At 66.3% G+C, this 26,155-nt stretch carries 31 protein-coding genes; 11 read left to right on the plus strand and 20 right to left on the minus strand.

Going from position 1 to position 26,155, the window contains the following annotated elements; genetic code table 11:
- Nucleotides 1–85: 85 nt before the first annotated feature.
- On the plus strand, nt 86–1,120 hold the full coding sequence (locus BLT60_RS07920; protein WP_090875889.1) for a lysozyme family protein: 1,035 nt from the start codon (nt 86–88) through the stop codon (nt 1,118–1,120).
- Nucleotides 1,121–1,459: 339 nt separating this feature from the next.
- Here the strand turns inward: BLT60_RS07920 and BLT60_RS07925 are convergent, their stop codons facing one another.
- The 5 genes from BLT60_RS07925 to efp all read right to left on the minus strand — a co-directional run bounded on the left by BLT60_RS07925 (nt 1,460) and on the right by efp (nt 4,228).
- Nucleotides 1,460–1,960 carry a hypothetical protein gene (locus tag BLT60_RS07925; RefSeq protein WP_090875890.1) on the minus strand — a complete coding sequence of 167 codons (501 nt, stop codon included), beginning with the start codon at nt 1,958–1,960 and terminating at the stop codon, nt 1,460–1,462.
- Nucleotides 1,961–1,976: 16 nt separating this feature from the next.
- A complete protein-coding gene (locus BLT60_RS07930) occupies nt 1,977–2,477 on the minus strand; it encodes a DUF2938 domain-containing protein (protein ID WP_090875891.1) in 501 nt (166 codons plus the stop codon).
- Nucleotides 2,478–2,839: 362 nt separating this feature from the next.
- Nucleotides 2,840–3,076 (minus strand): hypothetical protein, encoded by a 237-nt coding sequence (locus BLT60_RS07935; RefSeq protein ID WP_090875892.1) that lies wholly within the window; start codon nt 3,074–3,076, stop codon nt 2,840–2,842.
- A gap of 143 nt (nt 3,077–3,219) precedes the next feature.
- Entirely contained in the window at nt 3,220–3,648 is a 429-nt protein-coding gene (locus BLT60_RS07940; RefSeq protein ID WP_090875893.1) for an arsenate reductase family protein, read from the minus strand.
- Nucleotides 3,649–3,661: 13 nt separating this feature from the next.
- Nucleotides 3,662–4,228 carry an elongation factor P gene (gene efp, locus BLT60_RS07945; RefSeq protein WP_090875894.1) on the minus strand — a complete coding sequence of 189 codons (567 nt, stop codon included), beginning with the start codon at nt 4,226–4,228 and terminating at the stop codon, nt 3,662–3,664.
- Between the two features lie 125 nt (nt 4,229–4,353).
- Between efp and epmA the strand changes: the two genes are divergently transcribed.
- From epmA to BLT60_RS07965, 4 genes are all read left to right on the plus strand, one after another.
- Complete coding sequence (gene epmA, locus BLT60_RS07950; RefSeq protein WP_090875895.1) at nt 4,354–5,394, plus strand: EF-P lysine aminoacylase EpmA; 1,041 nt, start codon at nt 4,354–4,356, stop codon at nt 5,392–5,394.
- Nucleotides 5,391–6,452, plus strand: a complete 1,062-nt coding sequence (locus tag BLT60_RS07955; RefSeq protein WP_425284980.1) for a lysine-2,3-aminomutase-like protein — start codon at nt 5,391–5,393, stop codon at nt 6,450–6,452. Before epmA ends, BLT60_RS07955 begins: the two co-directional genes overlap by 4 nt.
- Before the next feature lie 83 nt (nt 6,453–6,535).
- On the plus strand, nt 6,536–6,958 hold the full coding sequence (locus tag BLT60_RS07960) for a thioredoxin family protein (RefSeq protein ID WP_139167781.1): 423 nt from the start codon (nt 6,536–6,538) through the stop codon (nt 6,956–6,958).
- An 8-nt stretch (nt 6,959–6,966) separates the two neighbouring features.
- Nucleotides 6,967–7,686, plus strand: coding sequence for a cytochrome c biogenesis CcdA family protein (locus BLT60_RS07965; protein WP_090875897.1), 720 nt, complete (start codon nt 6,967–6,969; stop codon nt 7,684–7,686).
- Between the two features lie 9 nt (nt 7,687–7,695).
- Here the strand turns inward: BLT60_RS07965 and BLT60_RS07970 are convergent, their stop codons facing one another.
- The 10 genes from BLT60_RS07970 to hisB all read right to left on the minus strand — a co-directional run bounded on the left by BLT60_RS07970 (nt 7,696) and on the right by hisB (nt 13,463).
- Complete coding sequence (locus BLT60_RS07970; RefSeq protein WP_090875898.1) at nt 7,696–7,959, minus strand: hypothetical protein; 264 nt, start codon at nt 7,957–7,959, stop codon at nt 7,696–7,698.
- 101 nt (nt 7,960–8,060) lie between these two features.
- Nucleotides 8,061–9,011 (minus strand): type I pantothenate kinase, encoded by a 951-nt coding sequence (gene coaA / locus BLT60_RS07975; RefSeq protein ID WP_090875899.1) that lies wholly within the window; start codon nt 9,009–9,011, stop codon nt 8,061–8,063.
- Nucleotides 9,011–9,346: a phosphoribosyl-ATP diphosphatase gene (locus BLT60_RS07980; RefSeq protein ID WP_090875900.1), complete on the minus strand. Its 336-nt coding sequence runs from the start codon at nt 9,344–9,346 to the stop codon at nt 9,011–9,013. Before BLT60_RS07980 ends, coaA begins: the two co-directional genes overlap by 1 nt.
- A 4-nt stretch (nt 9,347–9,350) precedes the next feature.
- Nucleotides 9,351–10,127, minus strand: coding sequence for an imidazole glycerol phosphate synthase subunit HisF (gene hisF, locus BLT60_RS07985; RefSeq protein ID WP_090875901.1), 777 nt, complete (start codon nt 10,125–10,127; stop codon nt 9,351–9,353).
- Between the two features lie 7 nt (nt 10,128–10,134).
- Nucleotides 10,135–10,431 (minus strand): hypothetical protein, encoded by a 297-nt coding sequence (locus tag BLT60_RS07990; RefSeq protein WP_175478341.1) that lies wholly within the window; start codon nt 10,429–10,431, stop codon nt 10,135–10,137.
- A 33-nt stretch (nt 10,432–10,464) separates the two neighbouring features.
- On the minus strand, nt 10,465–11,199 hold the full coding sequence (hisA, locus tag BLT60_RS07995) for a 1-(5-phosphoribosyl)-5-[(5-phosphoribosylamino)methylideneamino]imidazole-4-carboxamide isomerase (protein ID WP_090875902.1): 735 nt from the start codon (nt 11,197–11,199) through the stop codon (nt 10,465–10,467).
- 22 nt (nt 11,200–11,221) lie between these two features.
- Complete coding sequence (locus tag BLT60_RS08000) at nt 11,222–11,713, minus strand: hypothetical protein (RefSeq protein WP_090875903.1); 492 nt, start codon at nt 11,711–11,713, stop codon at nt 11,222–11,224.
- The gene (hisH, locus tag BLT60_RS08005) at nt 11,701–12,351 is read right to left on the minus strand and encodes an imidazole glycerol phosphate synthase subunit HisH (protein WP_090875904.1); all 651 of its coding nucleotides are present in this window, start codon (nt 12,349–12,351) and stop codon (nt 11,701–11,703) included. The genes BLT60_RS08000 and hisH overlap by 13 nt, the downstream gene beginning before the upstream one ends.
- Nucleotides 12,348–12,860: a DUF2628 domain-containing protein gene (locus BLT60_RS08010; protein WP_090875905.1), complete on the minus strand. Its 513-nt coding sequence runs from the start codon at nt 12,858–12,860 to the stop codon at nt 12,348–12,350. The genes hisH and BLT60_RS08010 overlap by 4 nt, the downstream gene beginning before the upstream one ends.
- Before the next feature lie 9 nt (nt 12,861–12,869).
- Complete coding sequence (gene hisB, locus BLT60_RS08015) at nt 12,870–13,463, minus strand: imidazoleglycerol-phosphate dehydratase HisB (RefSeq protein ID WP_090875906.1); 594 nt, start codon at nt 13,461–13,463, stop codon at nt 12,870–12,872.
- A 273-nt stretch (nt 13,464–13,736) separates the two neighbouring features.
- Here hisB and hslV point away from each other — a divergent pair, with 273 nt between their 5' ends.
- From hslV to BLT60_RS08030, 3 genes are all read left to right on the plus strand, one after another.
- Entirely contained in the window at nt 13,737–14,288 is a 552-nt protein-coding gene (gene hslV, locus BLT60_RS08020; RefSeq protein ID WP_090875907.1) for an ATP-dependent protease subunit HslV, read from the plus strand.
- Nucleotides 14,289–14,363: 75 nt separating this feature from the next.
- A complete protein-coding gene (hslU, locus tag BLT60_RS08025; RefSeq protein ID WP_090875908.1) occupies nt 14,364–15,671 on the plus strand; it encodes an ATP-dependent protease ATPase subunit HslU in 1,308 nt (435 codons plus the stop codon).
- 149 nt (nt 15,672–15,820) lie between these two features.
- Complete coding sequence (locus BLT60_RS08030) at nt 15,821–16,810, plus strand: DUF1402 family protein (RefSeq protein WP_090875909.1); 990 nt, start codon at nt 15,821–15,823, stop codon at nt 16,808–16,810.
- A gap of 12 nt (nt 16,811–16,822) precedes the next feature.
- Here the strand turns inward: BLT60_RS08030 and BLT60_RS08035 are convergent, their stop codons facing one another.
- Nucleotides 16,823–18,226: a glycoside hydrolase family 3 N-terminal domain-containing protein gene (locus BLT60_RS08035; protein ID WP_090875910.1), complete on the minus strand. Its 1,404-nt coding sequence runs from the start codon at nt 18,224–18,226 to the stop codon at nt 16,823–16,825.
- Between the two features lie 167 nt (nt 18,227–18,393).
- On the opposite strand from BLT60_RS08035, the gene BLT60_RS08040 reads away from it, so the two are divergent.
- Together BLT60_RS08040 and BLT60_RS08045 are read left to right on the plus strand one after the other, a co-directional pair.
- The gene (locus tag BLT60_RS08040) at nt 18,394–19,305 is read left to right on the plus strand and encodes an NAD(P)-dependent oxidoreductase (protein ID WP_090875911.1); all 912 of its coding nucleotides are present in this window, start codon (nt 18,394–18,396) and stop codon (nt 19,303–19,305) included.
- Nucleotides 19,306–19,432: 127 nt separating this feature from the next.
- Entirely contained in the window at nt 19,433–21,247 is a 1,815-nt protein-coding gene (locus BLT60_RS08045; RefSeq protein WP_090875912.1) for a mechanosensitive ion channel family protein, read from the plus strand.
- Nucleotides 21,248–21,321: 74 nt separating this feature from the next.
- Here the strand turns inward: BLT60_RS08045 and BLT60_RS08050 are convergent, their stop codons facing one another.
- The 4 genes from BLT60_RS08050 to BLT60_RS08065 all read right to left on the minus strand — a co-directional run bounded on the left by BLT60_RS08050 (nt 21,322) and on the right by BLT60_RS08065 (nt 24,738).
- Nucleotides 21,322–21,819, minus strand: coding sequence for a DUF992 domain-containing protein (locus tag BLT60_RS08050; RefSeq protein ID WP_244521186.1), 498 nt, complete (start codon nt 21,817–21,819; stop codon nt 21,322–21,324).
- Between the two features lie 141 nt (nt 21,820–21,960).
- The gene (locus BLT60_RS08055) at nt 21,961–23,574 is read right to left on the minus strand and encodes a DUF1254 domain-containing protein (RefSeq protein ID WP_090875913.1); all 1,614 of its coding nucleotides are present in this window, start codon (nt 23,572–23,574) and stop codon (nt 21,961–21,963) included.
- Nucleotides 23,575–23,737: 163 nt separating this feature from the next.
- Nucleotides 23,738–23,950 (minus strand): hypothetical protein, encoded by a 213-nt coding sequence (locus tag BLT60_RS08060; RefSeq protein WP_090875914.1) that lies wholly within the window; start codon nt 23,948–23,950, stop codon nt 23,738–23,740.
- Nucleotides 23,947–24,738, minus strand: coding sequence for a DUF2092 domain-containing protein (locus tag BLT60_RS08065; RefSeq protein WP_090875915.1), 792 nt, complete (start codon nt 24,736–24,738; stop codon nt 23,947–23,949). Before BLT60_RS08065 ends, BLT60_RS08060 begins: the two co-directional genes overlap by 4 nt.
- A gap of 555 nt (nt 24,739–25,293) precedes the next feature.
- Between BLT60_RS08065 and BLT60_RS08070 the strand changes: the two genes are divergently transcribed.
- The gene (locus BLT60_RS08070; protein ID WP_090875916.1) at nt 25,294–26,139 is read left to right on the plus strand and encodes a hypothetical protein; all 846 of its coding nucleotides are present in this window, start codon (nt 25,294–25,296) and stop codon (nt 26,137–26,139) included.
- Nucleotides 26,140–26,155: the final 16 nt, after the last annotated feature.

The following is a 26,155-nucleotide window of genomic DNA, read 5'->3' on the forward strand; positions in this document are numbered from 1 at the left end:
CCGCCATCGGTTAACCCGCACGGCACCGTTTGGTTCCCCGGTCCCGACCCATCGGCAGGAATGCGCCGTTAACCCGGAATTCATCATGTTTGGCGATCGTGTCGGCCGGTGGGCTGCCACATGGGATCGGACCGTGCGCGAGGAGGATCTTGCCAGCCTGAACCGGATCGGACCGGTCGATGCGAGGCTTCTGCTCGAGCACCTGCTGGCGCGGCCACCGGATCCTTCGACCGGGTCATCGCAAGCGGAGCCCGGCATCGCGCCGCATGGCACGCTCTATGTGCAGCGCGCCGTCGACGTCTACCTCCTGTCCATCACCCGCGACGAGATCGACGATGGCCCCGACGGCTGGGTCAGCCAGGACTCGATTGCCGAGTTCGCCATCGACGACGCCGGGCCTCCCGGCGCCGAGGCGCCACCCGGCATTCCCGTGGTCAGGCCGCCTTCCCTCGACGACATGCCCGAACCGGCCCCGCGCAGGAACGGCCGCTACGGTGTGGTCGTCGCGACGATCGTCTCCGTCATGGTGGCGACGGTCGGCTGGCATTTCGCCACCGGGCCCGACGTCTGCCGCGTTCCCCCGGCCGGCGTCGATGAAGCGGGCCGGCTGGCCGCCGACGTCGTCGCCCGGCGGATCGTCACCGCCGAGTCGGGCGGCGACGCCAACGCCACCAACGCGCGGTCGAGCGCGACGGGCAGCGGGCAGTTCCTCGACGGCACCTGGCTCGACATGATCCGCGCCTACCGGCCCGACCTCGCCGGGGGCAGCGACACGCAGATCCTCGACCTGAGGCGCAATCCGGACCTGTCGCGCGAAATGGTCGCGCGGTTCGCCGAGCAGAATGCCGCCATGCTGGTGCGGCGCTGCCTGCCGGTGACGCCGGGCACGTTGTACCTGTCGCATTTCGCCGGCGGGGGCGGCGCGGCGGCGGTGCTGCAGGCGCCGGAAACCGCCGACGCCGCCGGTACCATGGCGGCGGCGGATTCGACCGGCCGGACGACGCGCGACATGATCGTCACGGCGAACCCGTTCCTCGAAGCCTTCACGGTCGCCGACCTCAAGCGCTGGGCCGACCGCAAGATGCGGGTCGCCGCAGGCGACCGCGTCTCGCGCATGTGAGACATCACCCGGCCCCCGGCGCACCGACGCGCAGGCCGCCCCATCGCTCATCCCCGCGCAAGCGGGGATCCAGGCTTCTTACCGTGACGCGACCCGTCATTCCCGACTTGCTCCCGCCAAGGCGAAGCGCCCCCTCCACCACCCTTCGGGCGGTCCCCCTCCCCCGCTACGCAGGGGAGGATCGCGATCCGCCGGCCCTGCTTGCCCCAATCCGGCGGTTCGACCCTGAGTGCCGACGTCGCCACCGCGATCCCGCCCCGCTTGCGGGGAGAGCCTGTCCCCGACTTGATCGGGGAGGGGACCATCGCGAAGCGATGGTGGGAGGGGCGATCCGCCGACCTACTGGCCCCGGTCGATCGCACACACGCGGATCAGCGCGCCTTCGTTGTTCTGGCTCCTGAACCAGACCTCGGCCACGCCGGCGGTATGCGGATAATAGGTGATCTCGTCCGGTGGCGGGCTGCCGGTCGGCAGCACGGACGTGCGCAGCACCGCGCCCGTCGCGTCCTTCTCGGTGACCTCGACCGGGCCGACGCTCCCGGTCCGGAACGTCACCTCGAGACCGGTGACGTCCGCCGTCTGCTCGACGACGATCGCGAAGCCGTTGAGCGTCAGGACCGAGGGCGTACCGACACTCGGGCTGACCGTCTTGCCGCCTGGCGGTTCGGTGCGCAGCGTCAGGTCGCCGATCGCCGTCGGCAGCAGCGTATCCACCGGCAGCGCCGGACATTCGGCCGCGGCGCTGCCCGCGAACGCAATGACCGTGACGGTCACAAAACCTGCCATGACGGTGCCGCGCATCTTGTCCTCCCAGGGGTTGCCGGTCGGGGGGCCTCTCATCGTCCCCGTCGTCAGGCTATGCCATCGCCCACGCCACCACAACCGCCGAGACATACAGACCGATCCCGAAGACCGCATGGGTTGCGAGGCTGCGCAGGCGGGCGGCGGTCGGATTCGGCGTCTTCGACGAAGCGATGCCGGCGCCCATGCCCGGCTGCATGACGAGGAAAGGCGCCGCGACGGTCGCCACCCCGACGATCAGCGCCGGCGCGAGCGTCGGATGCCGCGCCCAGTCGAGGCCCATGATGGCCAGGAGCAGCGCCGCGAAGAGAACACCGATGAGGTAATGCGCCCCCCAGCCGATCGCCGCCTCGCTCCGCACGGGCGGCGCGCGCCGGATGCTGTCATGGACAAAACGGCCGCTGGGCATGTGGCCGATCCACCGGCCAACCAGCGCGAAGTCCGGCGCCGGCACCCCAAAACCCCGCTTCAGGACCACCGCCCAGACATCCATGACGATGGTAGCCCCCGCCCCGATCAGGACCGCGCGGACAAGGAATTCAACAGTGTCGGACACGACAACCTTTCCCTATCACCGCAACAGCCCGGTCACGTCAGGCCGGGCCACCCCATTCCTCCCCAACCGCTCGTCCCCGCGCAAGCGGGGACCCAGACTTTCTGCTGCCGCGCCGCGTAAAAAAACAGCGCGCCCCCTCCACCATGCTTCGCATGGTCCCCCTCCCCCGTGAACGGGGGAGGATCAATCCGCCAGCCCCGCTACCCCAACTCAGCCGATGCAATCCTGCGCAGACGCGCCACCGCGTTCCCGCCCCGTGAAACGGGGAGGGGGGACCATCGTGGAACGCGATGGTGGGAGGGGCGCTCGTTCGCAAGGGCGATCACGCGCAACTGATTTCCCGACCGTTCAAGTTTATGGCGCTATTCGCTGTGGCAGGTCGGACAGCAGTAGTAGCAGCCATCAAGCCTAGAACTTAAGCTCGGGTACTTTCTGCGCGCTTCGGCCATCGCTTCCCCGCAATTCGAAAAATATCCGACGTCAAGCCTGTTGCTTGAGAGCGGCAGCCGATTGCATGCGCCGGGTGTTTCGTCGTGCAGCTCATTGTTCGCGCCACTGGCGGAGTCCTGCTGGTTCTGGTTCAGGATGTATTTGGCCATTGAGTATCTCCTGACTCTAGTCGATCAACCTCACTGAAAGAATCAGGACATCCTATCCGTCAAAAGGAAATAAATGCAATTATAAGTTGCGCAAAGGATGAGGCGCCGCGGGCACGAGCCGTTGCCCGAGCCGCCGGCGCGCCTCAGGCAGACCCAGGCCGCTTCCCGTTCTCGTCAAGGATCACGCCGCCATCCTCCTTGTAGACCGGCCCGCTCGGCCAGCGGTCGAGGAGGTCGAGCACCATCTCCGAAGGGCGACAGAGGCGAACGCCCTTTGGCGCGCAGACGATCGGCCGGTTGACCAGCACCGGATGCTCGAGCATCGCTGCCAGCAGCGCCTCGTCGTCGACGCCCTCGTCGAGCAGGCCGAGATCGGCGGCCGGCGACCGGGTGGTGCGGAGCGCGGTTCGCGGCGTCAGGTCGGCGGCGGCGAAGAGGCCGATAAGTTGCGGCCGCGTCCACCCGGTCTTGCAGTATTCGATCACCACCGGCTCGATGCCGGATGCCCGGATGATCTCCAGCACGTTCCGCGACGTGCCGCAGTCGGGGTTGTGGTGGATGGCAATGGTCATCGAAGAGGCGGACCTAGTCCTTCGCCCGCTCCACATAGCTGCCGTCAGCCGTCAGGATCACCACGCGGGTTCCCGGCGCGATGTGCGGCGGGACGTTGGTGCGGGCGCCATTCGACAGGATCGCCGGCTTGAAGGAGGAGGTCGCGGTCTGGCCCTTCATCGCCGGCTCGGTCTCGGCGATTTCCAGCGTCACCCGCTGCGGCAGTTCGATCGCCACCGGCACGCCGTCATACATCGACAGCCGCACCGTCATGTTCTCCTGCAGGTAGACCGCCTGCTCGCCGACGACGCCCTTCGGCACGATGACCTGCTCGAAGGTCTCGCCATGCATGAAGGTGTAGCCCTCGCTGTCCTCGAACAGATACTGGTAGTCCTGGTCCTCGATGAAGGCGCGCTCGAGCTGCTCGGTGGTCTTGTAGCGCTGCGACACCTTGGTGCCGTCGGAGATCCGCCGCATGTCGATCTGGGTGGTCGGCGTTCCCTTGCCGGGATGAAAATTGTCGGCGGTGAGCACGACATAGAGCTGGTTGTCGACCTCGACGACGTTGCCCTTGCGGATCTGGCTGGCGATGACTTTCAAGACGGATTTCCCTCGATTCTGGACGGGCAGGGCCGGGGGCCCTTCCAATTGGCGCGCAATTTAGCGAGTTTGCCGCCGACTGCCAGCGCTTTCCGCGCTTTGTCCCCTTGAGCCGGCTTCACCGCATGCCTTCGCCATCGCCGATCTGGTCGAAAGACCGCCACCAGGACCGCCGCCCGTTCCTCCTCGGGCGCAACCGGATCACCGCTGCCTTGCGGCGCTGGTTCGCGGCGCGGGACTTCGTCGAGGTCGAGCCCGCCGCCCTCCAGGTGTCGCCCGGCAACGAGGCGCATCTCCATGCCTTCGCCACCGAACTGATCGGCCCCGGGGGCGACCGCCAGCCGCGCTACCTGCACACCTCGCCGGAATTCGCCTGCAAGAAGCTGCTCGCCGCCGGCGAGGAGAAGATCGTCGCCTTTGCCCGCGTCTTCCGCAATCGCGAGCGCGGCGCCCTGCATGCGCCGGAATTCACCATGCTGGAGTGGTACCGCGCCGGCGCGCCGTGGGAAGCGGTCATCGACGACACGCTGGCGCTGATCGCCGAGGCCGGCCGCGCCGCCGGCAGCACCGGCTTCGTCTGGAAGGACCGCGCCGCCGATCCCTTCGCCGCGGCCGAGCGCGTGTCGGTGGTCGAGGCCTTCGACCGCTTCGCCGGCATCGACCTCGCCGCCACCCTCGGCGACCGGGACGGGCTGGCCGTCGCAGCGACGTCCCAAGGTGTCCGGATTGCGACGGACGATTCGTGGTCGGATATCTTCAGCCGGGTGCTGGTCGAGAGGGTCGAGCCGCGTCTCGGCCTGGGACAGCCGTCCGTGCTCCATTCCTACCCCGTCTCGGAGGCCGCCCTCGCCCGCCCGCAGCCGTCCGACCCCCGTTTCGCCGAGCGTTTCGAGGTGTATCTGTGCGGCGTCGAGCTTGCCAACGGCTTCGGCGAACTGACCGACGCGGCCGAGCAGGAGCGTCGTTTCGGATTCGAAATGGACGTGAAAAGCCGCGTCTATTCAGAACGTTACCCGATCGACGCGGATTTCATCGCCGCCCTTTCCGCAATGCCACCGGCCTCCGGCGTCGCCCTCGGCCTCGACCGCTTGGCAATGCTCGCCACCGGCGCCCCGGGAATCGAATTTGTGCAATGGAATCCGGTAGATACAGGAGCCGATCGGTGAACGCCCCGCGCACTCTCCGCTACCCCGCCGAACTGGTGGAATCCGGGCTGGTTTCGGCGGAGAAACTACCGGCGCTGGAGGATGTCGCTGCCCGCTATGCCGTTGCAATCACACCGGAAATTGTCGGCCTCATCGACCCGGCGGACGACGCTGATCCGATCGCCCGGCAATACGTTCCGGACCCGGCCGAGCTGCGGACCACGCCGGACGAGACCGGCGATCCGATCGGTGACAAGATTCACGAGGTTTCAGAAGGGCTTATCCATCGTTACCCGGACCGGGTGCTGCTGAAATTCGTCCATGTCTGCGCGGTCTACTGCCGGTTCTGCTTCCGCCGCGAGATGGTCGGACCGCAGGCGCCGCATCTGACACCACAAGCCCTTGAAAACGCTCTCGATTACATCCGATCCCATCCGGATATCTGGGAGGTCATTGCCTCCGGCGGCGACCCGCTGGTCGCCTCGCCGCGGCGGATTTCCGAGCTGGTTCAGGCCCTTGCGGACATCGACCATGTGAAGGTCGTGCGCTTCCACACCCGTGTCCCGATGGTCGCGCCGGAACGGGTGACGGACGCTCTGGTCGCATCGCTGGCGGCGCCGGGCGTCACCGGGTGGGTGGCGATCCACGCGAATCACCCCCGCGAGTTCACCCCGGCGGCCCGCGCCGCCATCGCCCGCCTCGCCGATGCCGGCATCCCGCTGGTCAGCCAGACGGTGCTGCTCGCCGGCATCAACGACGACGCTGAAACCCTCGGGCAACTGATGCGGACCTTTGTCGAGAACCGGGTTAAACCCTACTACCTCCACCACGGCGACCTGGCCCCGGGAACCGGCCATTTCCGCACATCGCTGGCCGCCGGCCAGAACCTGATGCGAGCGCTGCGCGGTCGGGTCTCCGGCCTCTGCCAGCCGACCTATGTGCTCGACATCCCCGGCGGCCACGGAAAGGCGCCGGTCGGCCCGTCCTACGTCGAAACGACGCCAGAGGCCGTGTCGGTTGAGGACTATCGCGGGGGAAAGCATCCCTATCGCCCCGACAAAATCCGCACGGAATCTTGATCGTCGCCATAGCCTTCGTGATCACACGCCTCTCCCCGAGGCTCTAGGCTCCCGGCCAGATCAGTCTTTCGTCTGGAGGGGATATGACCACGATGATCAACCGCCGCAATTTCCTGTCGCTTGCCGCCGCCGGTGCTGCTGCCGGCATGCTTGGCGTGACCGGATTTGCATCCATCAGCGGGGCAGCGGAGGCCGGTGCATTCGATCGCGCTGCCTTCGACAGCGCGCTTGCTGCCGGCGGACCAGTGCTCATCGACATCTCGGCGAGCTGGTGCTCGACCTGCAAGGCGCAGGGCGCAGCCGTCGCCAAGCTGGTCAAGGAGCCGGAATACGCGGGCTACACGATCTTCGTGGTCGACTACGACACCCAGAAGGACATCATGCGCGAATTCGGCGCGCAGCAGCGGTCGACGCTAATCGTCTTCAAGGGCGGCGCGGAGGCCGGGCGCATCGTCGGCGATACGCGCATGGATTCCATCGAGACGCTGCTCGCCAAGGGCGTCTGAGCTCCGCGATGCTGACGACGCTCGGCCTTTCCTTCATCGCCGGGGTTCTTTCGATCCTGTCGCCTTGCGTGCTGCCGCTGCTGCCGATCATCCTCGGCGGCGCGTCATCGGAGCATCGCTGGGGACCGGCGGCGCTTGCCGGCGGCCTGACGATCTCCTTCACGGTCATCGGATTGTTCATCGCGACGATTGGCTTTTCGATCGGGCTGGACGAAGGCTTCTTCCGCGCGATCGCCGCGGTGGTGATGATCGTCATCGGCGCGGTGCTGATGGTGCCGGTCCTGCAGACCCGGCTGGCCGTCGCTGCTGGGCCGGTAAGCAACTGGACCGAGCACACGCTCGGCGGCTTCTCGACCGGCGGGCTCGGCGGTCAGTTCGGGCTCGGGCTGCTGCTTGGCGCGGTCTGGGTGCCCTGCGTCGGGCCGACGCTCGGCGCGGCGTCGCTGCTTGCGGCGCAAGGCGAGAATCTCGGCCAGGTCGCGGCGACGATGCTGGTCTTCGGCATCGGCGCGGCGGCACCCCTGGCGCTGCTCGGCCTCGTCTCTCGCGAGGCGCTGCTCGGCATGCGAAACAGGATGGCGAAGGCGGGGCGGGGCATTCGGGTCTTCCTCGGCATAATCCTCGTCGTCGTCGGCACCATGATTCTCACCGGCTATGACAAGGTGGTCGAGACGGCGCTGGTCGACGCCTCGCCCGACTGGCTGACCAACCTGACGACGCGCTACTGACGGCCGACCTCAAACCGGATAGTCGGCGGGATCGATCCCGGAATCCGTGAGGAATTTCTTGACCTGCAGGACTTCCTCGACGGGGAGGGTCTTGTGGGCATGATGGAAGACCACGGTGTGGCCCTTGAGCGTTACGCCGATGCGGGCGCCGGAGCGGTTGTCGATATCGGCTCCGAGCTCGGTCAGCATGTGCTGGACGCTGGTGAAATTGATGTTGCCGCTGACCGGGTGGGCGAACAGCGCGTGCAGCACCTTGCGGTGACGATGATCCATGGTCGTTTCCTGACTTCGTGACGTTGTCGTCACTCTCACAGCCGGACGCGAACGCGGCCTTGAGCGAAATCAAGCACCGCACCAGAGAGGCGGCCAGCCGCTCAGATCCGCCGCAGCGCGACTTCCTCGACCAGGTGATTCGCGCCCTTGCGCAGGATCAGGTCGGCCCTCGGCCGGGTCGGCAGGATGTTCTCGTGCAGGTTCTGCAGGTTGATCCGCTCCCACAGGCCTTCGGCAAAGGCGGTCGCCTCCGCCTCGCTGATCGACGCATAGCGGTGGAAATAGGAGTCCGGGTCGCGGAAGGCGGTCTGGCGAAGCTGGAGGAAACGTTCCAGATACCACGACCGTATGACCGGCTCGTCAGCGTCGATGTAGATCGAGAAGTCGAAGAAATCCGAGACGAAGGGCACCGCCTTGCCATCCTTCGGCAGGCGCGAGGTCTGGAGGACGTTGAGGCCCTCGATGATCAGGATGTCAGGGCGCTCGATGACGACGCTCTCGCCGGGAACGATGTCGTAGGTGAGATGCGAATAGCAGGGGGCGGCGACCGACTGCTTGCCGCTCTTGATATCGTTGAGGAAGGCGAGAAGGGCCGGCCGGTCGTAGCTCTCCGGAAAGCCCTTGCGTTCCATCAACCCTTCACGCTTCAGGACCGCGTTGGGCAGCAGGAAGCCGTCTGTCGCCATCAGGTCGACCTTCGGCGTGTTCGGCCATCGACGCAGCAGGGCGCGCAGCAGCCGCGCCGTGGTCGACTTGCCGACCGCGACCGAGCCGGCGATGCCGATGATGAAGGGCATCACCCCGTCCTCGTCGCCGAGGAAGGTGCGCGTCGCCTGGTAGAGATTCTGGATTGCCGCGACGTAAAGGCTGAGGAGCCGCGACACCGGCAGGTAGATCTGCACGACCTCGTCGAGCAGGATCGGGTCGTTGAGGCTCTTCAGCCGGGTGACGTCACCCTCGTCGAGGGTCAGCGGCGTATCGGCGCGCAGCCTCGCCCATTCGTCGCGGGTGAAGACGCGATGGGGTGAGACGGGTGGCGACTGCTGGTCCATCAGGCCGGGTCCACGGCGCCGCCGCGGCTTGCCTTTTCGGCGAGGCCCGACTGGGCGGTTCGCTGCTTGAGTTCCGCCATGACCGATGACAGGGGAATGCCGCGCGCTTCGAGAATGACCAGGAGATGGAAAAGCACATCGGCGGCTTCCGCCGTCAGCGCTTCATCGTCCTCGCCGACCGCCGCCAGGGTCGCCTCGATCGCCTCCTCGCCGAACTTGCGCGCACAACGGGCTACGCCGGCTCCGACCAGCTTGGCGGTGTAGGAACCGGGATCGCCGGAGCGGGCGCGGGTGGCGATGATTCCTGCGAGGTCGTCGAGGGTGAAGTCGGTCATCGTCCTAGCCATCCAGCCGCACGGGAACCCCGAAGGCGGCCATATGTTCCTTTGCCTGGTGGATCGAGTAGGTGCCGAAGTGGAAGATCGAGGCGGCGAGCACCGCCGAGGCATGGCCCTCGTTGACGCCCTCGACAAGGTGGTCGAGCGTGCCGACGCCGCCCGAGGCGATCACTGGAATGGGCACCGCATCGGCGACGGTGCGGGTCAGCGCCAGGTCGAAGCCGTCGCCGGTGCCGTCGCGGTCCATCGAGGTCAGCAGGATTTCCCCGGCGCCGAGCCGCGCCACGTCGATCGCATAGTCGACCGCGTCGATGCCCGTCGGTGTGCGGCCGCCATGAGTGAAAATCTCCCAGCGCGCCGGCTCGCCATCGCGACTGACCTGCTTGGCATCGATGGCGACGACGATCGCCTGTGCGCCGAACTTCTCCGACGCCTTCGCGACGATGGTGCGGTCCTTCACCGCCGCGGTGTTGATCGAGACCTTGTCGGCGCCGGCAAGCATCAGGGCGCGAACGTCCTCGACCGTCCGGACGCCGCCACCGACCGTCACCGGGATGAAGCAGACCTCCGCCGTCCGCGCCACGACGTCGAGGATGGTGGCCCGCTTCTCGTGACTCGCCGTTATGTCGAGGAAGCAGAGTTCGTCGGCCCCGGCAGCGTCATAGGCGCGCGCCGCCTCGACCGGATCGCCGGCATCGGTGAGATCGACAAAGCGCACGCCTTTGACGACACGCCCATCCTTGACGTCGAGACAGGGGATGATGCGGTTCTTCAGCATCGCTTCCTCAGGATGCGCCCGCAGCGGGCGGCGCGGATCGGCGACCGGTAACAAGCATGATTGTCGCGACGATCAGCCAGACGATCAGCGCGATAATGCCGGCCGGTATCGTTGCAATCATAAGCCATCCCATCATGCCCATGGCATAAAGTGTCTCGCCCATATCCTTGCCGTCGACGACGCATGGATTGACGAAGCCTTCGTGCAGCACGCAGCCGTTTGCCTTCGCGATCGACCCGGCAACCATGACGGATATCATCGGAGCAACGGCAATCCCGATGATGACCGGAAGAAGGGCCGCCATCACGATCCACCGCAAGCGCATGGCGAAATCCCCTCATGGCTGACCGGCGGCAATCAGCGCCAGCGCTTCCGCCGGGTCGAGGCGGCCATCATAGAGGGCCCGGCCGGAGATTGCGCCTTCGAGGATGGCGCAATCCGGCTCAAGCAGGCGGCGGATATCGGCGATCGAGGCGAGGCCGCCGGAGGCGATGACCGGGATTGAGACAGACCTTGCGAGCTTCAGGGTCGACGCGATGTTGAGGCCGGCCAGCACGCCGTCGCGGTCGATGTCGGTGTAGATGATCGCGGCGACGCCGGCATCCTCGAAGGCGCGGGCAAGGTCGATGACATCCATTTCCGTCGCCTCGGCCCAGCCGCTCACCGCGACCTTGCCGCCCCGCGCGTCGATGCCGACGGCGACCTTGCCCGGATGACGCCGGGCAGCCGCCTTGACAAGATCGGGATCGCGGACGGCTATCGTGCCGAGGATGACGCGGGCGATGCCCTTGTCGAGCCAGGCGTCGATCGCCACGTGATCGCGAATGCCGCCGCCGAGCTGCACCGGGATGTCGACCGCACCGAGGATGGCGGACACCGCATCGCCGTTGACCGCCCGCCCGGCGAAGGCACCGTTGAGGTCAACGACATGCAGCCGCTCGAAGCCCTGCGCGGCGAAGGCGGCCGCCTGCGCGGCCGGGTCGCTGCCGAAAACGGTCGCCTTGTCCATGTCGCCCTTTTCAAGGCGCACGCACTGGCCGTCTTTCAGATCGATGGCGGGATAGAGGATCATGATGCGAATGTCGCCAATGCGTCTAGCGGTGGATTTCGACGAGGAGGACCCACGCGTCGAGCACCGCCTTGATGATGGAGAAGAGGATGGCGGCGGCAATCCAGTAGACGCCGCCGGTATCCCCGAGCAACAGCAGGATGCCGCCGATGCCGTAGGGCACCACGGCGGCTACGAACAGGACGACATTGACCGCGAAAGCCACCCGCTTGCCGTCTTCCTGCGACCGCGCCGCCCGGACCTCTATGTAGGTACCGACCCCGAATACCAGCAAGGCGATGGCCAACGTCAGCCCGCCGGCGACGCCGAGCGGCAGGCCGGGGACCAGCATCAGCGCCGAAACGACCAGCACGCCGAGAAGCAGCAGGATCGCCAGCATGGCGCGGTTCGGCAGATGCGGGAAGGCGAGAATGCGATCGAGATTGATCGAGATCGAGACGAACAGGAGTCCGCCGAGCGCCGCCGAAGCGCCGAGCTGGCCGAGAAAGAAATTGTCCCACCCGGTCACGGCTTCCATTTGAGGAAATTGCCGACCATCGCCAGTCCGAGCTTCTGGCTCTTCTCCGGATGGAATTGCGTGCCTGCGATGTTGTCGCGGGCGACGATCGCCGTCACCGGGCCGCCGTATTCGGCGATCGCGATCACGTCCTGCTCGTCATCGGCGACGAGGTGGAAACCATGCAGGAAATAGGCGTGCCAGCCTTCCGGCCCGAGGACGATGTCGGCGAGCAATGGATGGGCGGCGCGACCGCCCAGCGTGTTCCAGCCCATGTGCGGCACCTTCAGCGCCGGGTCCGACGGCTCGACCGCCCGCACCTCGCCGGGGATCCAGTTGAGGCCCGGCGTCACCGCGTGTTCGACGCCGCGGGTCGCCAGGAGCTGCATGCCGACGCAGATGCCAAGGAACGGCCGGCCGCGCTGATGGATCGCCTCGTCGATCGCCTCGCTCATGCCGGGGATGGCATCGAGGTTGCGCTTGCAATCCGCAAAGGCGCCGTCGCCGGGCAGCACGACGCGATCGGCGCGGGCGACGGTCTCCGGATCGGAGGTGACCTCCACCGTGCCGCCGACGCCGGTCTCGGCGATCATTCGTTCGAAGGCCTTGGAGGCCGAGCGCAGGTTGCCGGCGCCATAGTCGATCAGGGCGACGGTCATCGCGACAGTCCGGGCGTCGGAAACAGCCCGACGACCTGCGAATCGCCGGCCGGGAGCTTCCACGGCAGAAGCTGCGTCGCCGGTGGCGACGGGGCCGGCGGCTCGGGATCGGCCGGAGCGGCTCGATCGTTCATGTCGGCGGGCGACCACGCGGCGAAGAAGCGCCGCTCGGCCTCCTCCACCGACCGGCCCTCGGCGACGCCGACCAGCCGGTAGCCGCGGCTCTCAAGCGTCCAGCGGCGGAGGCCATTGGCCTCCAGCGCGAAATAGAGGCGACCCAGCAGGAAGGCACCGCCCACCGCCAGACCGCCAAGCGGCGCGAGCAGGGCAAGCACGATCAGCCCGACGACGAGCAGGAGGACGACCAGCCACAGGCGGCGACAGACCGTCCAGATCAGCGGGATGAACAGGGCCGGCCAGCAGAAGCCGTCCTTGATCGCCACAAGGTCGACCGGGTCAGCCGGCTCACCGTCGGCCATGTCCGGGGCGTGGATCGTGTAGAGCGCCATGGCCTTCCTTCAGCCGGCGAGGCTGCCTTTGGTCGAGGGAATGCGGTTCTCCTGCCGCGGGTCGATGGCCACGGCGACGCGCAGCGCCCGCGCCAGCGCCTTGAAGCAGGTCTCGGCGATGTGGTGGTTGTTGCCGCCATAGAGCGTCGCGATGTGCAGCGTGATCCCGGCATTCAGGGCGAAGGCCTGGAAGAATTCGTGGAACAGCTCCGTATCGAAATCGCCGACCTTCGGGCGCGTGAACGGCACGTCCCAGACGAGATAGGGCCGTCCCGAGACGTCGATGGCGCAGCGGGTCAGGGTCTCGTCCATCGGCAGGTGCACATCGGCATAGCGGGTGATGCCGGCCCGGTCGCCGAGCGCCTGCTGCACGGCCTGGCCGAGCGCGATGCCGATATCCTCGGTCGTGTGGTGCTGGTCGATGTGAAGGTCGCCCTTGGCCTTGATGTCGAGGTCGATCAGGCTGTGCCGGCCAAGCTGCTCCAGCATGTGGTCGAGGAACCCGATTCCGGTCGCCACCGCCGCCTTGCCCGAACCGTCAAGCATGACGGAGACCGCGATTTCGGTTTCCCTGGTCTTGCGTTTGATCGTCGCCTTGCGCATCGGCGCTTTCCCTCGGTTTGGCGGGCCTTTTATCAGGGCCCGGCGCCAGTTGCCATACGGACGTCATCGGACACGGCAAGCCTGCCGGATTTTCGAACCTTGCCGGCCGCGAAACGCGGCGTTTGCCACTTTCCGGTCCGTCGTATTTGCACCGGGCCGGCTGGCGACTACATATGGCCCATCGCGAGGCCTTGCCGCCGCGCGAAAACGGGGGCCGTCGCAGGGCTTCTTCCAAGCCTGCCACGGCCTGCTGCATGAGGATAACCGCGTAACATGAGTGAATCGTCAACCACCTGGCATGGCACCACCATCCTGAGCGTCCGCAAGGGCGGCAAGGTCGTCATCGCCGGCGATGGCCAAGTCTCCGTCGGCCAGACCGTCATGAAGAGCAACGCCCGCAAGGTCCGGCCGCTCGGCAAGAGTGGCGTGATCGCCGGCTTCGCCGGGGCGACTGCCGATGCCTTCACGCTTTTCGAGCGCCTCGAAGCCAAGCTCGACCAGTATCCCAACCAGCTCTTGCGCGCCTGCGTCGAGCTCGCCAAGGACTGGCGGACCGACAAGTATCTGCGCCGCCTCGAGGCGATGATGCTGGTGGCGGATGCCTCCACCACACTGGTGGTCACCGGCATCGGCGATGTACTTGAGCCAGAGGGCGGCGTTGCCGGCATCGGCTCGGGCGGCAACTATGCGCTGGCCGCGGCCCGGGCGCTGGTCGACACCGACCTGGACGCCGAGGCGATCGCCCGCAAGGCGATGAAGATCGCCGGCGACATCTGCGTCTACACCAACGGCAATCTCACCATCGAGACGCTCGATGCCGCCTGAGGCGGCCCGAAGGCACGATGAATTCAGGCCGATCGGCCCCACCGATTGCCCGCTCCCCGATCAGACGAGATCCCCATGACGACCTTCTCTCCCCGTGAAATCGTATCCGAACTCGACCGCTACATCATCGGCCAGGCCGACGCCAAGCGCGCCGTCGCCATTGCTTTGCGCAACCGCTGGCGCCGCCAGCAGTTGACCGGGCAGATGCGCGAGGAAGTGCTGCCCAAGAACATCCTGATGATCGGGCCAACCGGCATCGGCAAGACCGAGATATCCCGCCGGCTCGCCAAGCTGGCCGGCGCGCCGTTCATCAAGATCGAGGCGACCAAGTTCACCGAGGTCGGCTATGTCGGCCGCGACGTGGAATCGGTGATCCGCGACCTTGTCGAGATCGGCATCGGCCTCGTTCGCGAACGCAAGCGCAAGGAGGTCGTCGCCAAGGCCGAACTCGCGGCGGAAGAACGCGTGCTGACGGCGCTGGTCGGCGAGTCCTCCAGCCCGGCTACCCGCGAATCCTTCCGCAAGCGCCTGCGGCAGGGAGAGCTCGACGACAAGGAAATCGAGATCGAGGTTCGCGACACCGCGGGCGGCATGCCGGCCTTCGATATCCCGGGCATGCCCGGCGCCAGCGTCGGCGTGATGAATATCGGCGACATGCTTGGCAAAGCCTTCGGCCAGAAGACCAAGACGCGCCGGATCACGGTCGGCGAGTCCCATACCCTGCTGATCGCCGAGGAATCCGACAGGCTGCTCGATGACGAGCAGGTTGTCCAGGAAGCCATCGCCTCGGTCGAGAATGACGGCATCGTCTTCCTCGACGAGATCGACAAGATCTGCGCCCGCGAGGGCCGGATGGGCGGTGATGTCAGCCGCGAGGGCGTCCAGCGCGACCTGCTGCCGCTGATCGAGGGCACGACGGTCGCCACCAAGCATGGACAGGTCAAGACCGACCACATCCTGTTCGTCGCCTCCGGCGCCTTCCATGTCGCCAAGCCGTCGGACCTGTTGCCCGAATTGCAGGGCCGCCTGCCGATCCGCGTCGAGCTGCACCCGCTGACCACCGACGATTTCCGGCGCATCCTGACGGAGACCGAGGCCAGCCTGATCAAGCAGTATATCGCCCTGATGGCGACCGAGGGTCTCGAGCTGGAAGTGACCGCCGACGCCATCGACGCGATCGCGGCGATCGCCGTGTCGATCAACGCCAATGTCGAGAATATCGGCGCCCGGCGCCTGCAGACGGTGATGGAGCGGATCCTCGACGAAATCAGCTTCACCGCCGCCGACCGGGACGGCGAGAAGGTGGTCATCGACGCGGCCTATGTCGAAGACCATATCGGAGACCTGGCGCGGAATACCGATCTCAGCCGATTCATCCTCTGATCCGGACGGCGTTTTCTGCCCTTCGCTTGCCTCAATGCGGCTGTTATGATCCCGTTGCCGGTCGGTTGTATCGTCAGCGCGACCGACCTTTGCCGTCGGCGCGCCGGCGGTCAGCTGTTTCCGTGAGACTAGAGAACTGGGCTTCGTCGATGAATTCTTTCAGGCGCTTTTTCGTTGCGACCGCGGCCGCGCTTGCCGTCGTCCTGACCGGTTCGCTGCCGGCGCCGGTGGCAGCCGCCGATGTCATCGTGGTTCCTCCCGGCAACCAGTTCGAGAGGCAGCCCCGTGTCGACAAGGGGTCCCGCGCCCTGACGGCGATGGGCGGCGGATCGTTCAAGACCAAGTATGACAAGGTCTACAAGCTGCTGGCCAGCGATCCGAACCTGATCGGCGGCATCAAGAAGGTCGCCTCGATCTACGGCATCGACCCGATCCACATCATCGGTGCGATCGTCGGCGAGCACACCTACAACATCGACACCTACGACACCCTGCAGACCTATTACGTCAAGGCGATGCAGTATGTCTCCAACGACTCGCTGGTCTTCGCCAATCGCGGCGACACGGCCGCGGAACTGTTCGCCCGGCCGCAATTTGCGCGCTGCAACCAGTTCAACACCAATTACGAGGTCTGGGACTGCCGGCAGACGACCTGGGAAGACGTCTTCATGGGACGCTTCGTTGACGGTCGTCGCTATCCGCGCGACCGGTTGCACCGGGTGTATTTCGGTCCCGCTTTCGCCGGCCAGACCTTCGGCTTCGGGCAACTCAGCCCGGTCGCCGCGCTGGCGGTGACCGATATTGTCAACCGCAAGGCGGGCCTGCCGCTCCTGTCGATCGACGACGCGCCCGAGGTCTACCAGAACATCATGAACCCGGAGACGTCGCTGCATTACGTCGCCGCCAATATCCGGGTGTCGATCGACCTCTACAAGTCGATCGCCGGCTTCGACATCTCGCAGAACCCCGGGATCACGGCAACGCTCTACAACCTTGGAAACGCGGCGACGCGAGCTCGAACGTTGCGCGCAGAGAATGCCAAGCGCGCCAAGTCCGGCAAGCCGCCGCTCTACCCGCAGGAAAACTTCTACGGCTGGCTGGTCAACGACAAGGAAGCCGAGCTGCGCAAGCTGCTATAGCGCCCACCGGCGTCATGGTGCGGCGAGCCGCGCCGGCGCCTCTTCCTCGACCGTCCCGCATGCGGCCTGGCGGACATGCGCCGCGCCGGGGCTGGTCAGCCGGCAGTTCGACGTGATCGACCGACCCGGCGCTTCCGCGCAGATATCGGGTGTCAGGCCACCGTCATCAGTCAGCGGCGGAAGCGGGCCACGGGCCGCCAGCCGGCGCTTGACCGCCAGAATCCGCTCATACGACCGATCGAGCTGTGACGCCGGCACCCGCCCGGCCGCGACCGCTCCCGAGACCCGGGCGATGACCCGTTCGACCAGATCGTTATCGCCGGCCCGCTGATTGGCGAAGATCAGGATGTCGGCGCCGGCCCGGACCGCCATGACCGCCGCATCCTCGAGGCCGTAGCGATCGGTGATTGCCTCCATGCCGAGATCGTCGGTGACGATCAGCCCGTCGAAGCCGAGCCTTTCGCGGAGTTCGCCGGTCATCGCCCGCCGCGACAGGCTGGTCGGCCGGTCGCCATCAGAAAAACCGGGGTGGATCAGGTGACCGACCATGACCATCGCGACGCCGTCGTCGCGGGCGAGGGCGCGAAAGACCTCGAGTTCCTGCGGCTGCCACGTCTTGGTGATGTCGACGACGCGCTTGTGGGGATCGAGCGCCGCGGACCCATGGCCGGGAAAGTGCTTGGCGGCGGTCAGCACGCCGGAGGCGGCATGGGCGCCGATGAACTGCCGCGCATAGTCGGTCACGGCGCCAGGTTCGACGCCATAGCTGCGCCGCAGGCGACCGATCGCCGGACTTTGCGGATTGATGTTCAGGTCGACGACCGGGCCGAGGTTGACGTTGACGCCGAAGGTCGCGAGTTCCCGCGCCATGTTGGCATAGGCGACCCAGGCTTCGCAGAGTCCCTGCTTGGCGATGGTGCGGGCCGAGGACGGCAGGCCCTTGAACCCCTCGCGGCGGCGAAAGCGCTGGATGTAGCCGCCTTCCTGATCGACGGCGACAAAGGGCGGCAGGCGACCGCCGGCGGCGATCATCGCCTCCGTCAGGCCTGAAACCTGCTTCGGGCCCCGGATGTTGTGGCCGAAGAGAATGATACCGCCGATACGGCCATCGGCGATCATCGCGGCGATGCGCGTCGGCCACGGCTCGGCCGGCCGGGTGCCCGGAAAGCCGACAAGGATCATCTGGCCGATCTTGCGCGCCAGCAGTTCCATCTGGCGATCGGGGTGGAGCATCGCAGTCCGCTTGGGCGCTGCGACCGACGGCTCGGGATCGAGCAGCGGATAGCTCGGCGACGGCGTGCCCGCCATGGCCGGGACCGCGACGAGGATCGCCGATACAAGCAGGATCGCGGTCCGGTTCAGGCGCAGGGCTTCGCTCCATCCTTGGCCCGGCCGTTGGCCGGGGCCGCCTGTCATAGCGCGAAACAGTGCGCAGGCCACGGGGGTGAGAACCGAATTGCGGTCATCGTCGTCCGGCGCGGCCGGTGTCCTTCGTTGCGGCGAGGCCGCAAGTCCCGGTAGTTTGGGGATCCCGCATCACCGGCGAAGACCGGATTCTCATCGGAAACGGAAGGGCATATCGCATGACGGACGCCAAACCTCGGGTTGGATATGTCGGAGTCGGGCTGATGGGACACGGCGCGGCCAAGAACATCCTCGCCGCCGGCTATCCGCTGACCATCCTCGGCCATCGCAACCGACAGCCGGTCGACGACCTTGTCGGGCGCGGGGCGACCGAGGCGGCGAACGGGACCGAACTCGGCGCGGCGAGCGACGTCGTCTTCTTCTGCCTGCCCACCGCCGACAATGTCGAGGCGGCGCTGTTCGGCCCGGACGGCATCGCGGCAGCGCTGCGGCCCGGCGCGATCGTCGTCGATTCGACCACGGCGGATCCGGCGATGACCCGGCGGACCGGCGCCCGGCTCGCCGAGATGGGCATCCGCATGCTCGACGCGCCGCTCGGCCGCTCGCCGAACGAGGCCGAAGCCGGGACGCTGAGCACCTATGTCGGCGGCGACGTTGCCGATCTCGAGGAAGTCCGTCCGATCCTCGATACCTATGCCGATACCATCGTCCATACCGGGCCCCTCGGCGACGGCATGGCCTGCAAGCTGATCAACAACTTCATCTCGATCGGCACCAGCGCGCTGATCTCGGAGGCCGTGGCCACCGCGGCGCGGCTCGGGCTCGACCTCGAGAAGCTGCATGAAGTGATCTCGGCGGGCGGCGCCAACAGCCCGATGTTCCAGATCATCATGGAATGGGTGCTGCGCGGCGACGACAGCCGCCTGAAGGGGCCGGTGCGGATCGCCGCCAAGGACCTACGGACCTATGCCCGTCTGGCCGAGACCGTCGGCGCCACCGCCTTTATTGCCAACGCCTGCGGCCAGACCTATTCGCTGGTCGAGGCGCGCGGTCATGCCGAGCGCTACATGCCGGTGATGCCCGGGCTGATCGCCGAACTCGGCAACTTCAAGATCCGGGATATCGACTGACGGCCGAGCGACCGGCAATCGGGCAACCCTGCCGCGTTTCGCGTAACCTACCCCGATACCGCTATTGCGCGGGCGTTGCGCGGTCGATACTTGCCGCAGTTGATTTCGAGGGAAACGACCGCTGTCCATGTTCCGCGCCGAGCCGCGCCTGACCCCATCCCCCGGCGGGATGCGCGCCGCCTGTCATGCGTTGATGGCCGGCATCCTGTTGCTTGGCATGACGATCGCCGGGCTCGCCGCCCCCGCCGAGACGCCGAACCCGTTGGCCCCGCTCGATACCTCGAGCCCGAGCGCCACCTTCCAGTCCTTCGTCAGCCAGGCGAAGACGATCGAGGCGCGCTACACCGAATATGTCGCCGACAAGACCTCGGCGAAGGCGGCGGCGCTCGCCGCCAGCGTCGACCGCATGCGGCGGCTGCTCGATCTCGAGGGCCTGCCACCGGCCACCCGCGACAAGGTCGGCGGCGCCGCCTTCGGATACTTGGCCGATATCCTGGTCCGCATCCCGGATGTTCCGGTGGCGGCGATTCCTGGTGCGCCCGGCAAGGACTGGGGCAAGCTGCCGGACAAGTGGGAGATTCCCGGCACGGAAATCGCCATCGCCCGGGTCGCGGACGGGCCGCGCGCCGGCGACTACCTGTTCACGGGCCAAAGCGTCGAGCGGCTGCCGGTCTTCCACGCGCTGATCATCGCGGACCCGCCGCTTCGACCGACGGCTTCGCTCAACTGGCACGATGAGGGGGCGCGGCTCACCGGGCCGGTCTTCCCGGATACGCTGATCCGATCGCTGCCGGAACCGCTGCAACGGACGGTGCTCGACACCCCGGCCTGGAAGGTCGTCCTGGCCTCGGCGATCGGCGTGCTCGTCCTCGTCGTCACCGGCGTCTGGGCCATGCTGATGCGCCGTCTCGCCGGCCGATCGGGTCACGCTGCCGGCCTTTTCTTTCGGCTGACGACGCCGCTGCTGCTGGCCGGCCTCGCCTATGTCTCCGATGTCTTCATCCAGGAGCAGGTTAACGTCTCGGGCGATTTCGCCATCGGCGAGAGCCTCTTCGCGGCGGCGGTGCTCTATGTCGCCGGGGCCTGGGCGGCCTGGATCGCCTGTTTCCTCGTCGTCGAGGCGATCATTGCCTCGCCGAGCATTCCCGACAACAGCTACGACGCCCACCTTTTGCGCCTGGTCGCCCGCGTCGGCGCGATTCTCGCGGCCGGGGCGGTCGTCATCTATGGCGCCAACGACATCGGCATTCCGGCGCTGGGTCTCGTCGCCGGCCTGGGCGTCGGCGGTTTCGCGCTGGCGCTGGCGTCGCAGTCGACCGTCGAGAACCTGTTCGGCGGCGTCTCGATCTTCGCCGACAGGCCATTCCGGGTCGGCGACCACATCGACTATGGCGGCGGCGGCGGCCGGGTCGAGGTGGTCGGGCCGCGCTCAAGCCGTATCCGGGCGCTCGACGGGACGCTGATCACCGTCCCGAACGGCGATCTCGCCAAGATGCACATCATCAATTACACGCGCCGCGACAAGTGCCTGTTCCTGCATACGCTCGGCCTGCGCTACGAGACGTCGCCGGAGCAGTTCGAATGGCTGATGGATGCGCTCCGCCAACGGTTGCGCGACCACCCGATGGTCGAGCACGCACACGGCATGCCGCGCGTCGCCCTGACTTCCTTCGGCGACTCGGCGATCAACATCGAGCTGCGCGCATACATCCTCACCGCTGACTATTCGGAGTTCCTGGCGATCCAGGGCAAGCTGATCCTCGACATCATGCGGATCGTCGAGACTGCCGGTACCGGCTTCGCTTTCCCCAGCCAGACCGCCTACCTCGCCCGCGACACGGGCATCGACGAGGCGACGAAGGGCCGGATCGAAGAGGAGATCCGCCAGCGGCACGGGGCGCCGGCGACAGGCGACGGCCAGGCGCCCGCAGCGCGGGACTGACAGGGTCATCGCGGATTTGCAGAGACCTCCGGGGAAGCGACACTGGCCGCCGCCCCGGAAGGATCTGGTTCGGTCTATCGCTCTTCGAGAACCATGTGCGAGACGCCAACGGCGAGGTTGAGTCCGGCCTGGGCCTGGATACTGAACGGCTGGAGTATGATCGACTCCCGCGATCCGCCGACCAGAACGTTGGCGCCGAGACCGAGAACCAGGGTTTCCTCGGCCGAAACGCCGACATAATTCCCGGAGAGGCCACCCGGCGCGTAGTCGTTCTGCGAGGCGAAGACGCCCCAGATGATGACGCTGCCTGCCGTGATGCCGACATCGAGGCCGAAGTCGCGGATCCGGCCGCTGTAATGCTCGGTATTGGTGGCGTCAGGCTGGAAGCTGCAGTCGATCTTCTCGGCCGAGGTGATGAGAAGCCCGATGCTCGGGCCAGCGGCACAGGTCAGCACGCCGATCTTGACATGAGAGTCGGCCGCCACGGCCGTCGGCGCGGATGCGACGCCAACGAAAAGCGCGAGGGCGCCGGCGAGCGCCATGCCACGGGCGAGGAGCGACGTCTTGGTCATTGGTGGTTGTTTCCTTGGTTGTGTTCGAGCGATTTTCCCGAAGAGCCCACAAATGCCTTCCGGGCTTTCAGTCCTGTTCATTGTAGCCGGGCGGCGGCAGGCCGGAAGCGGCGGAGGCTTCAGGCCGCCGCTTCCGAAGCGCTATTTCACTTCTTCGACTTCACTCAACCGCCAGCTCTTGTCGAAGAAACTGGGCTTCGGGCTGTAGAGGCGGAGAAGGGTGAACCAGCCCTTGCCCGGCATGGTCTGAATCCAGTTGCCGCGTGCGACGCCCTCGGGCTGCTCCGGACCGAAATACACCGTAGTTGATCCGTCCGCTGCGGCTTCGGCCGCCGGCGTTGGATAGCTCTGGCTTCCGGCGCGGGGATACTTCTGCGGCGTCTGAAGCATGGAGCGGGTCTGGTTGTCGTAGAGCGTGAAGGACCAGAAGGCCTCGGCCGGAATATCCTTGGGCAGCGTCACCTTGTAGGTCTTGGCGCCATCGAACGGGTTCCCTTCGGCATCGAGGAAGCCCATCAGATACTGCGAGCCGACCCCCGGGATGCGCATGATCATGCCGGGCGAGTCGAGCGTGTAGCCATAGTAGAAGGCCGTGCGCGAATCGAGGGTGCGCGCACCGGTCGGCGGCAACGGCTTGAACATGCCCTTTTCGAAAAGCGGCGGAGGGGTTTCGAAGAAGGCTCCACCCTCCCACAGCATGCTGCCCCACTGCGAGCCCTCATAGTAGGCCCAGTCCGGGTGCTTCATCGCATAGCGCCAGTTGAGCGCCCGCCCGGATGCCTGGCCAAGCGCGGCCGCGTCCGAGAGAATCTTCTTTATCCGGTCGTCCGGCTTGAACTCCTTGCCATGAACGATACCGATGGCGGCAAGCTGTCCGGCCAGTTCCACGTCGTAGCTCGTGGCGGGCTGGTTCTGGACATTCTCGTTGATCAGCTCGAAGAAGCCGTAGTCACTGGGCGGGATCGTGTTGAACGACAACCCGTTAGCCTCGATGAACTTCATCTCGGGGATCTTCGGCTCGTCCGCGATCCGGACGGTACCCTCCAGGGCCTGGGCGATGCTCGAGCCGAAGGCGCCCGGCTGATAGGGATAGATCTTCAGGTTCTGCTTGATATTCTCGACGGCCGGCTTGGGATCGTTGTCGACGAGGTAGGCCCGCGAGGCATACAGGGCGAAATTGGTCTTCGAGTGAGCGACGAAGTAGCCGCCCTCGGGCAAGGGGCCATCGTAATCCGGCCCGACGATCAGGTACTTGCCGCCGAGGCCGCGATCCGGTCCCGGACCACCGATGTCGATGATCCACGAGAACCACATGTCGTTGATCGTGCCGACGGCATGCGACGGCTGCTCGATCACCACCGGGCCTTTGCTGAGGTCGAGGCCGGCCAGGTAGTAGACCGTGTCGGCATTGGCCGTCAGGAACAGCGAGCTCGAGTCCATGAGGTCGGAGAAGATGACCACATCGCCGGGCATGGCGCCGATGTCCTCGAAGCCCTTGACGATGGCAAGCGCCGAGGCACCGCGGAAGCTATTGTTGTAGACGTTGAGCGCCCGCGTCAGGTCCAGCGTGTCGTAGACCTTGCTGGCCGTTTCTTCGGTCGGTACGCCATCCTTGAACTCCAGCGTTCCGGCGCTGGTTTCAACCGTGTCCGGTGCGCCCAGGGACTTGAGCACCTCGTCGGACACATCCGCATACGCGGCGCCTGTGGCGGTGAGCAGCGCGATCGCCGCCGCGCCTATGAACTTGGTCAGCATCAACTTGCCTCCATTGCTTGCGCTTGTTTTGGTCACAAGGCGAGCGGCGACGCCTCCAGCGACGTCACCGCCCGGCTCACGACGTTTCAAATCCGTCAGTGACGACACCCGGATGACATTCCGGATGTCGTTACTTCAGTTTATGGTTTTGCCGCGCCTGCAGCTAGCAGTAGTAGACGCCTACCGCGCAACGCCGGACCGTGCGACGGCCAACGCCGGCGACACTGACCGGGGTCAGCGGACGACCGATAATGGCCTCCGCCGTCGATACCGGGCTGGAAATGCCGGGGATGGCCAGCCGCGCGCCCAACTCAAGGCCGCCGATGGCGATCGCGAGGGTCAGGAGGGAAAGTCCAAGTCGCTTCGAGAGAGTCATTTCGCACCTTCAGGGCTGTATTGGGCAGGCAGTTCGCCGAGATCCGGCAGCTTGTCGAGCGCCAGCTTCTCGGCGTCCGTGTCATTCTTGAAGACGAAGTCAGCCGCGGCTCCGCCGGTCTTCCAGTCGGAAACCTGGACGGTGTATTGCGGCGCCGTGTCGATCTGCTTGCTGGTGATGACGTAGCGGCAGGGATAAGGCGCGTCGCCCACGGCAATCCAGATCTGCCAGTCGACGTCTTCGGTGCGGAAGGCGAAGTGATTGCATTCGACACCGCCGATGACGCCGCTGCCGAGATCCTTGACGTCGGTCACCGACGGCATCAGTTCGTCATAGACGTTGGACAGGAGCAGGTCGGCGCCGGGAATCGGCCGCTGATAGGTGTCCCTGAGTTCGTCGATCAGGTGGTCGATCGACCCCGGGATCTCGATCTGGCCGTAAACGTTGACCGACTTGCCGAACAGCGTCAGCGTCGTTCCGTCAAACAGAAGTTCGACATCGGAGAAGCCGCCGGTCCGCGTCGCCCGGATCTTGTCCGGCCGGCTGATCTCCATCGCGCCGGAACTGGCGAAGGCCAGCTTCTGGCCTTCCGACGATACAACCTCAAGGACCGTGTCGAAATCGAATGCCAGGTGATCCTGCAACGCCAGGTAGTCGGACATTTCCTTGAAGATCCGCTTGGCGTCGTCGGCATCGGCCCTGGCCCCGACCGTCGTCGAGACTGCGATGGCCGATGCCATCAAGGCCACCGTCAGCCCCGGCAGGAGCTTCCTCGTTGAGAATCGCATATCCGTATTCCTCGCTTCGCTTTTTCGGGCGTCCCCGCGGGGCCCAGCGCTCTTCCCGGCAATCGGGAAGTCTTCGCCGGCCGCGCGTCGTCTGATGCCCGCGAATCTAGCCGGACACCCGCCGGACGGCTCGTAGGATCGGGTAACCTCTATGCAGTCGGACGATGGCGACGCGGCAGGGGCGGCATTCGGGGAACGGCCCATGCGGCAGGCGCCCGATCCACCCCGACAATTTCTGACCGGATTGCCCGGGGCAGGAGTCTGCGTAGGCGCGCGTATGTTACGCCGCGTCGGCCCTCAATCTGGCTAGACTTCGGGCTCGGGGTCGTCGATTCGCCGCGCCTTGCGGCGGGTTCACGCGCGTTGAACAGGGGGAACAGTGACGTTGACAAATCCGGGCAGCGATCCATCGGCGCCATCACCATCCAACGTTGTATTTTTGCATCGCGCCTTTTCAAAGCGCTTCGCCGCCGCTGACTCCACTGTATGCGCCGCAAAAGCGGCGTTAGCATCAGCGGCGTCTGAAATCGGGTGTTCGGACGCTTGGGGGCGAGCATGAAATCAGCAAGAAACAGTCTGGCAGCGTTTGGCGTGCTCCTCCTGTCGGGGATCGGGGTTACCGCGGCCCATGCCGATGACGACGCCGCGGCGCTCGCCCAGCAGTTGACGAACCCGGTCGCCAGCCTGATCAGCGTGCCGATCAAGACGGACTACAACAGCGGCTACGGCGCCAAGGGCAACGGCTACCAGACCGTGACCACGGTTCAGCCGGTGATTCCGATCCGCCTCAATGAAAACTGGAATGTCATCTCGCGCACCATCGTGCCGTATGTCTGGGACCAGAAGGACATCAGCCCGGTCGGCCCCTCGGGCCATCAGTCGGGCTTCGCCGACAGCAGCCAGTCGCTGTTCTTCTCGCCCTCCAATCCCCTGCCGCTCGGCGATCTCGGCAACCTTGTCTGGGGTGTCGGGCCGGTCTTCGGCTTCCCGACAGGCAGCGCCAGCCCGCTTCTCGGCAGCGGCCGGTGGACCCTCGGGCCGACGGCCGTCGCCCTCCTCATGAATAACGGCTGGACGACCGGCGCGCTGGTCAGCCAGTCGTGGGATATCGGCGGCGACAGCGACAGGTCCAAGGTCAACTCCACCTTCATCCAGCCTTTCGTCGCCTACACGACGAAGACCGCCTGGACCTTCACCCTCAATTCCGAATCGACCTACAACTGGGAAACCAACGACTGGTCGATCCCGATCAACGCGATGGCGGCGAAACTCGTCAAGTTCGGAAACCAGCCGGTCAGCCTGCAGGCGGGCGTGCGCTACTGGGCCGACAGCCCAGAGGGTGGCCCGGAAGGCTGGGGCGCCCGCGCCCAGGTCACCTTCCTCTTCCCCGCCGGCGGGTAGAACCGATGGCCCTGTC

It is taken from the genome of Bauldia litoralis, assembly GCF_900104485.1.
GTDB lineage: Bacteria > Pseudomonadota > Alphaproteobacteria > Rhizobiales > Kaistiaceae > Bauldia > Bauldia litoralis.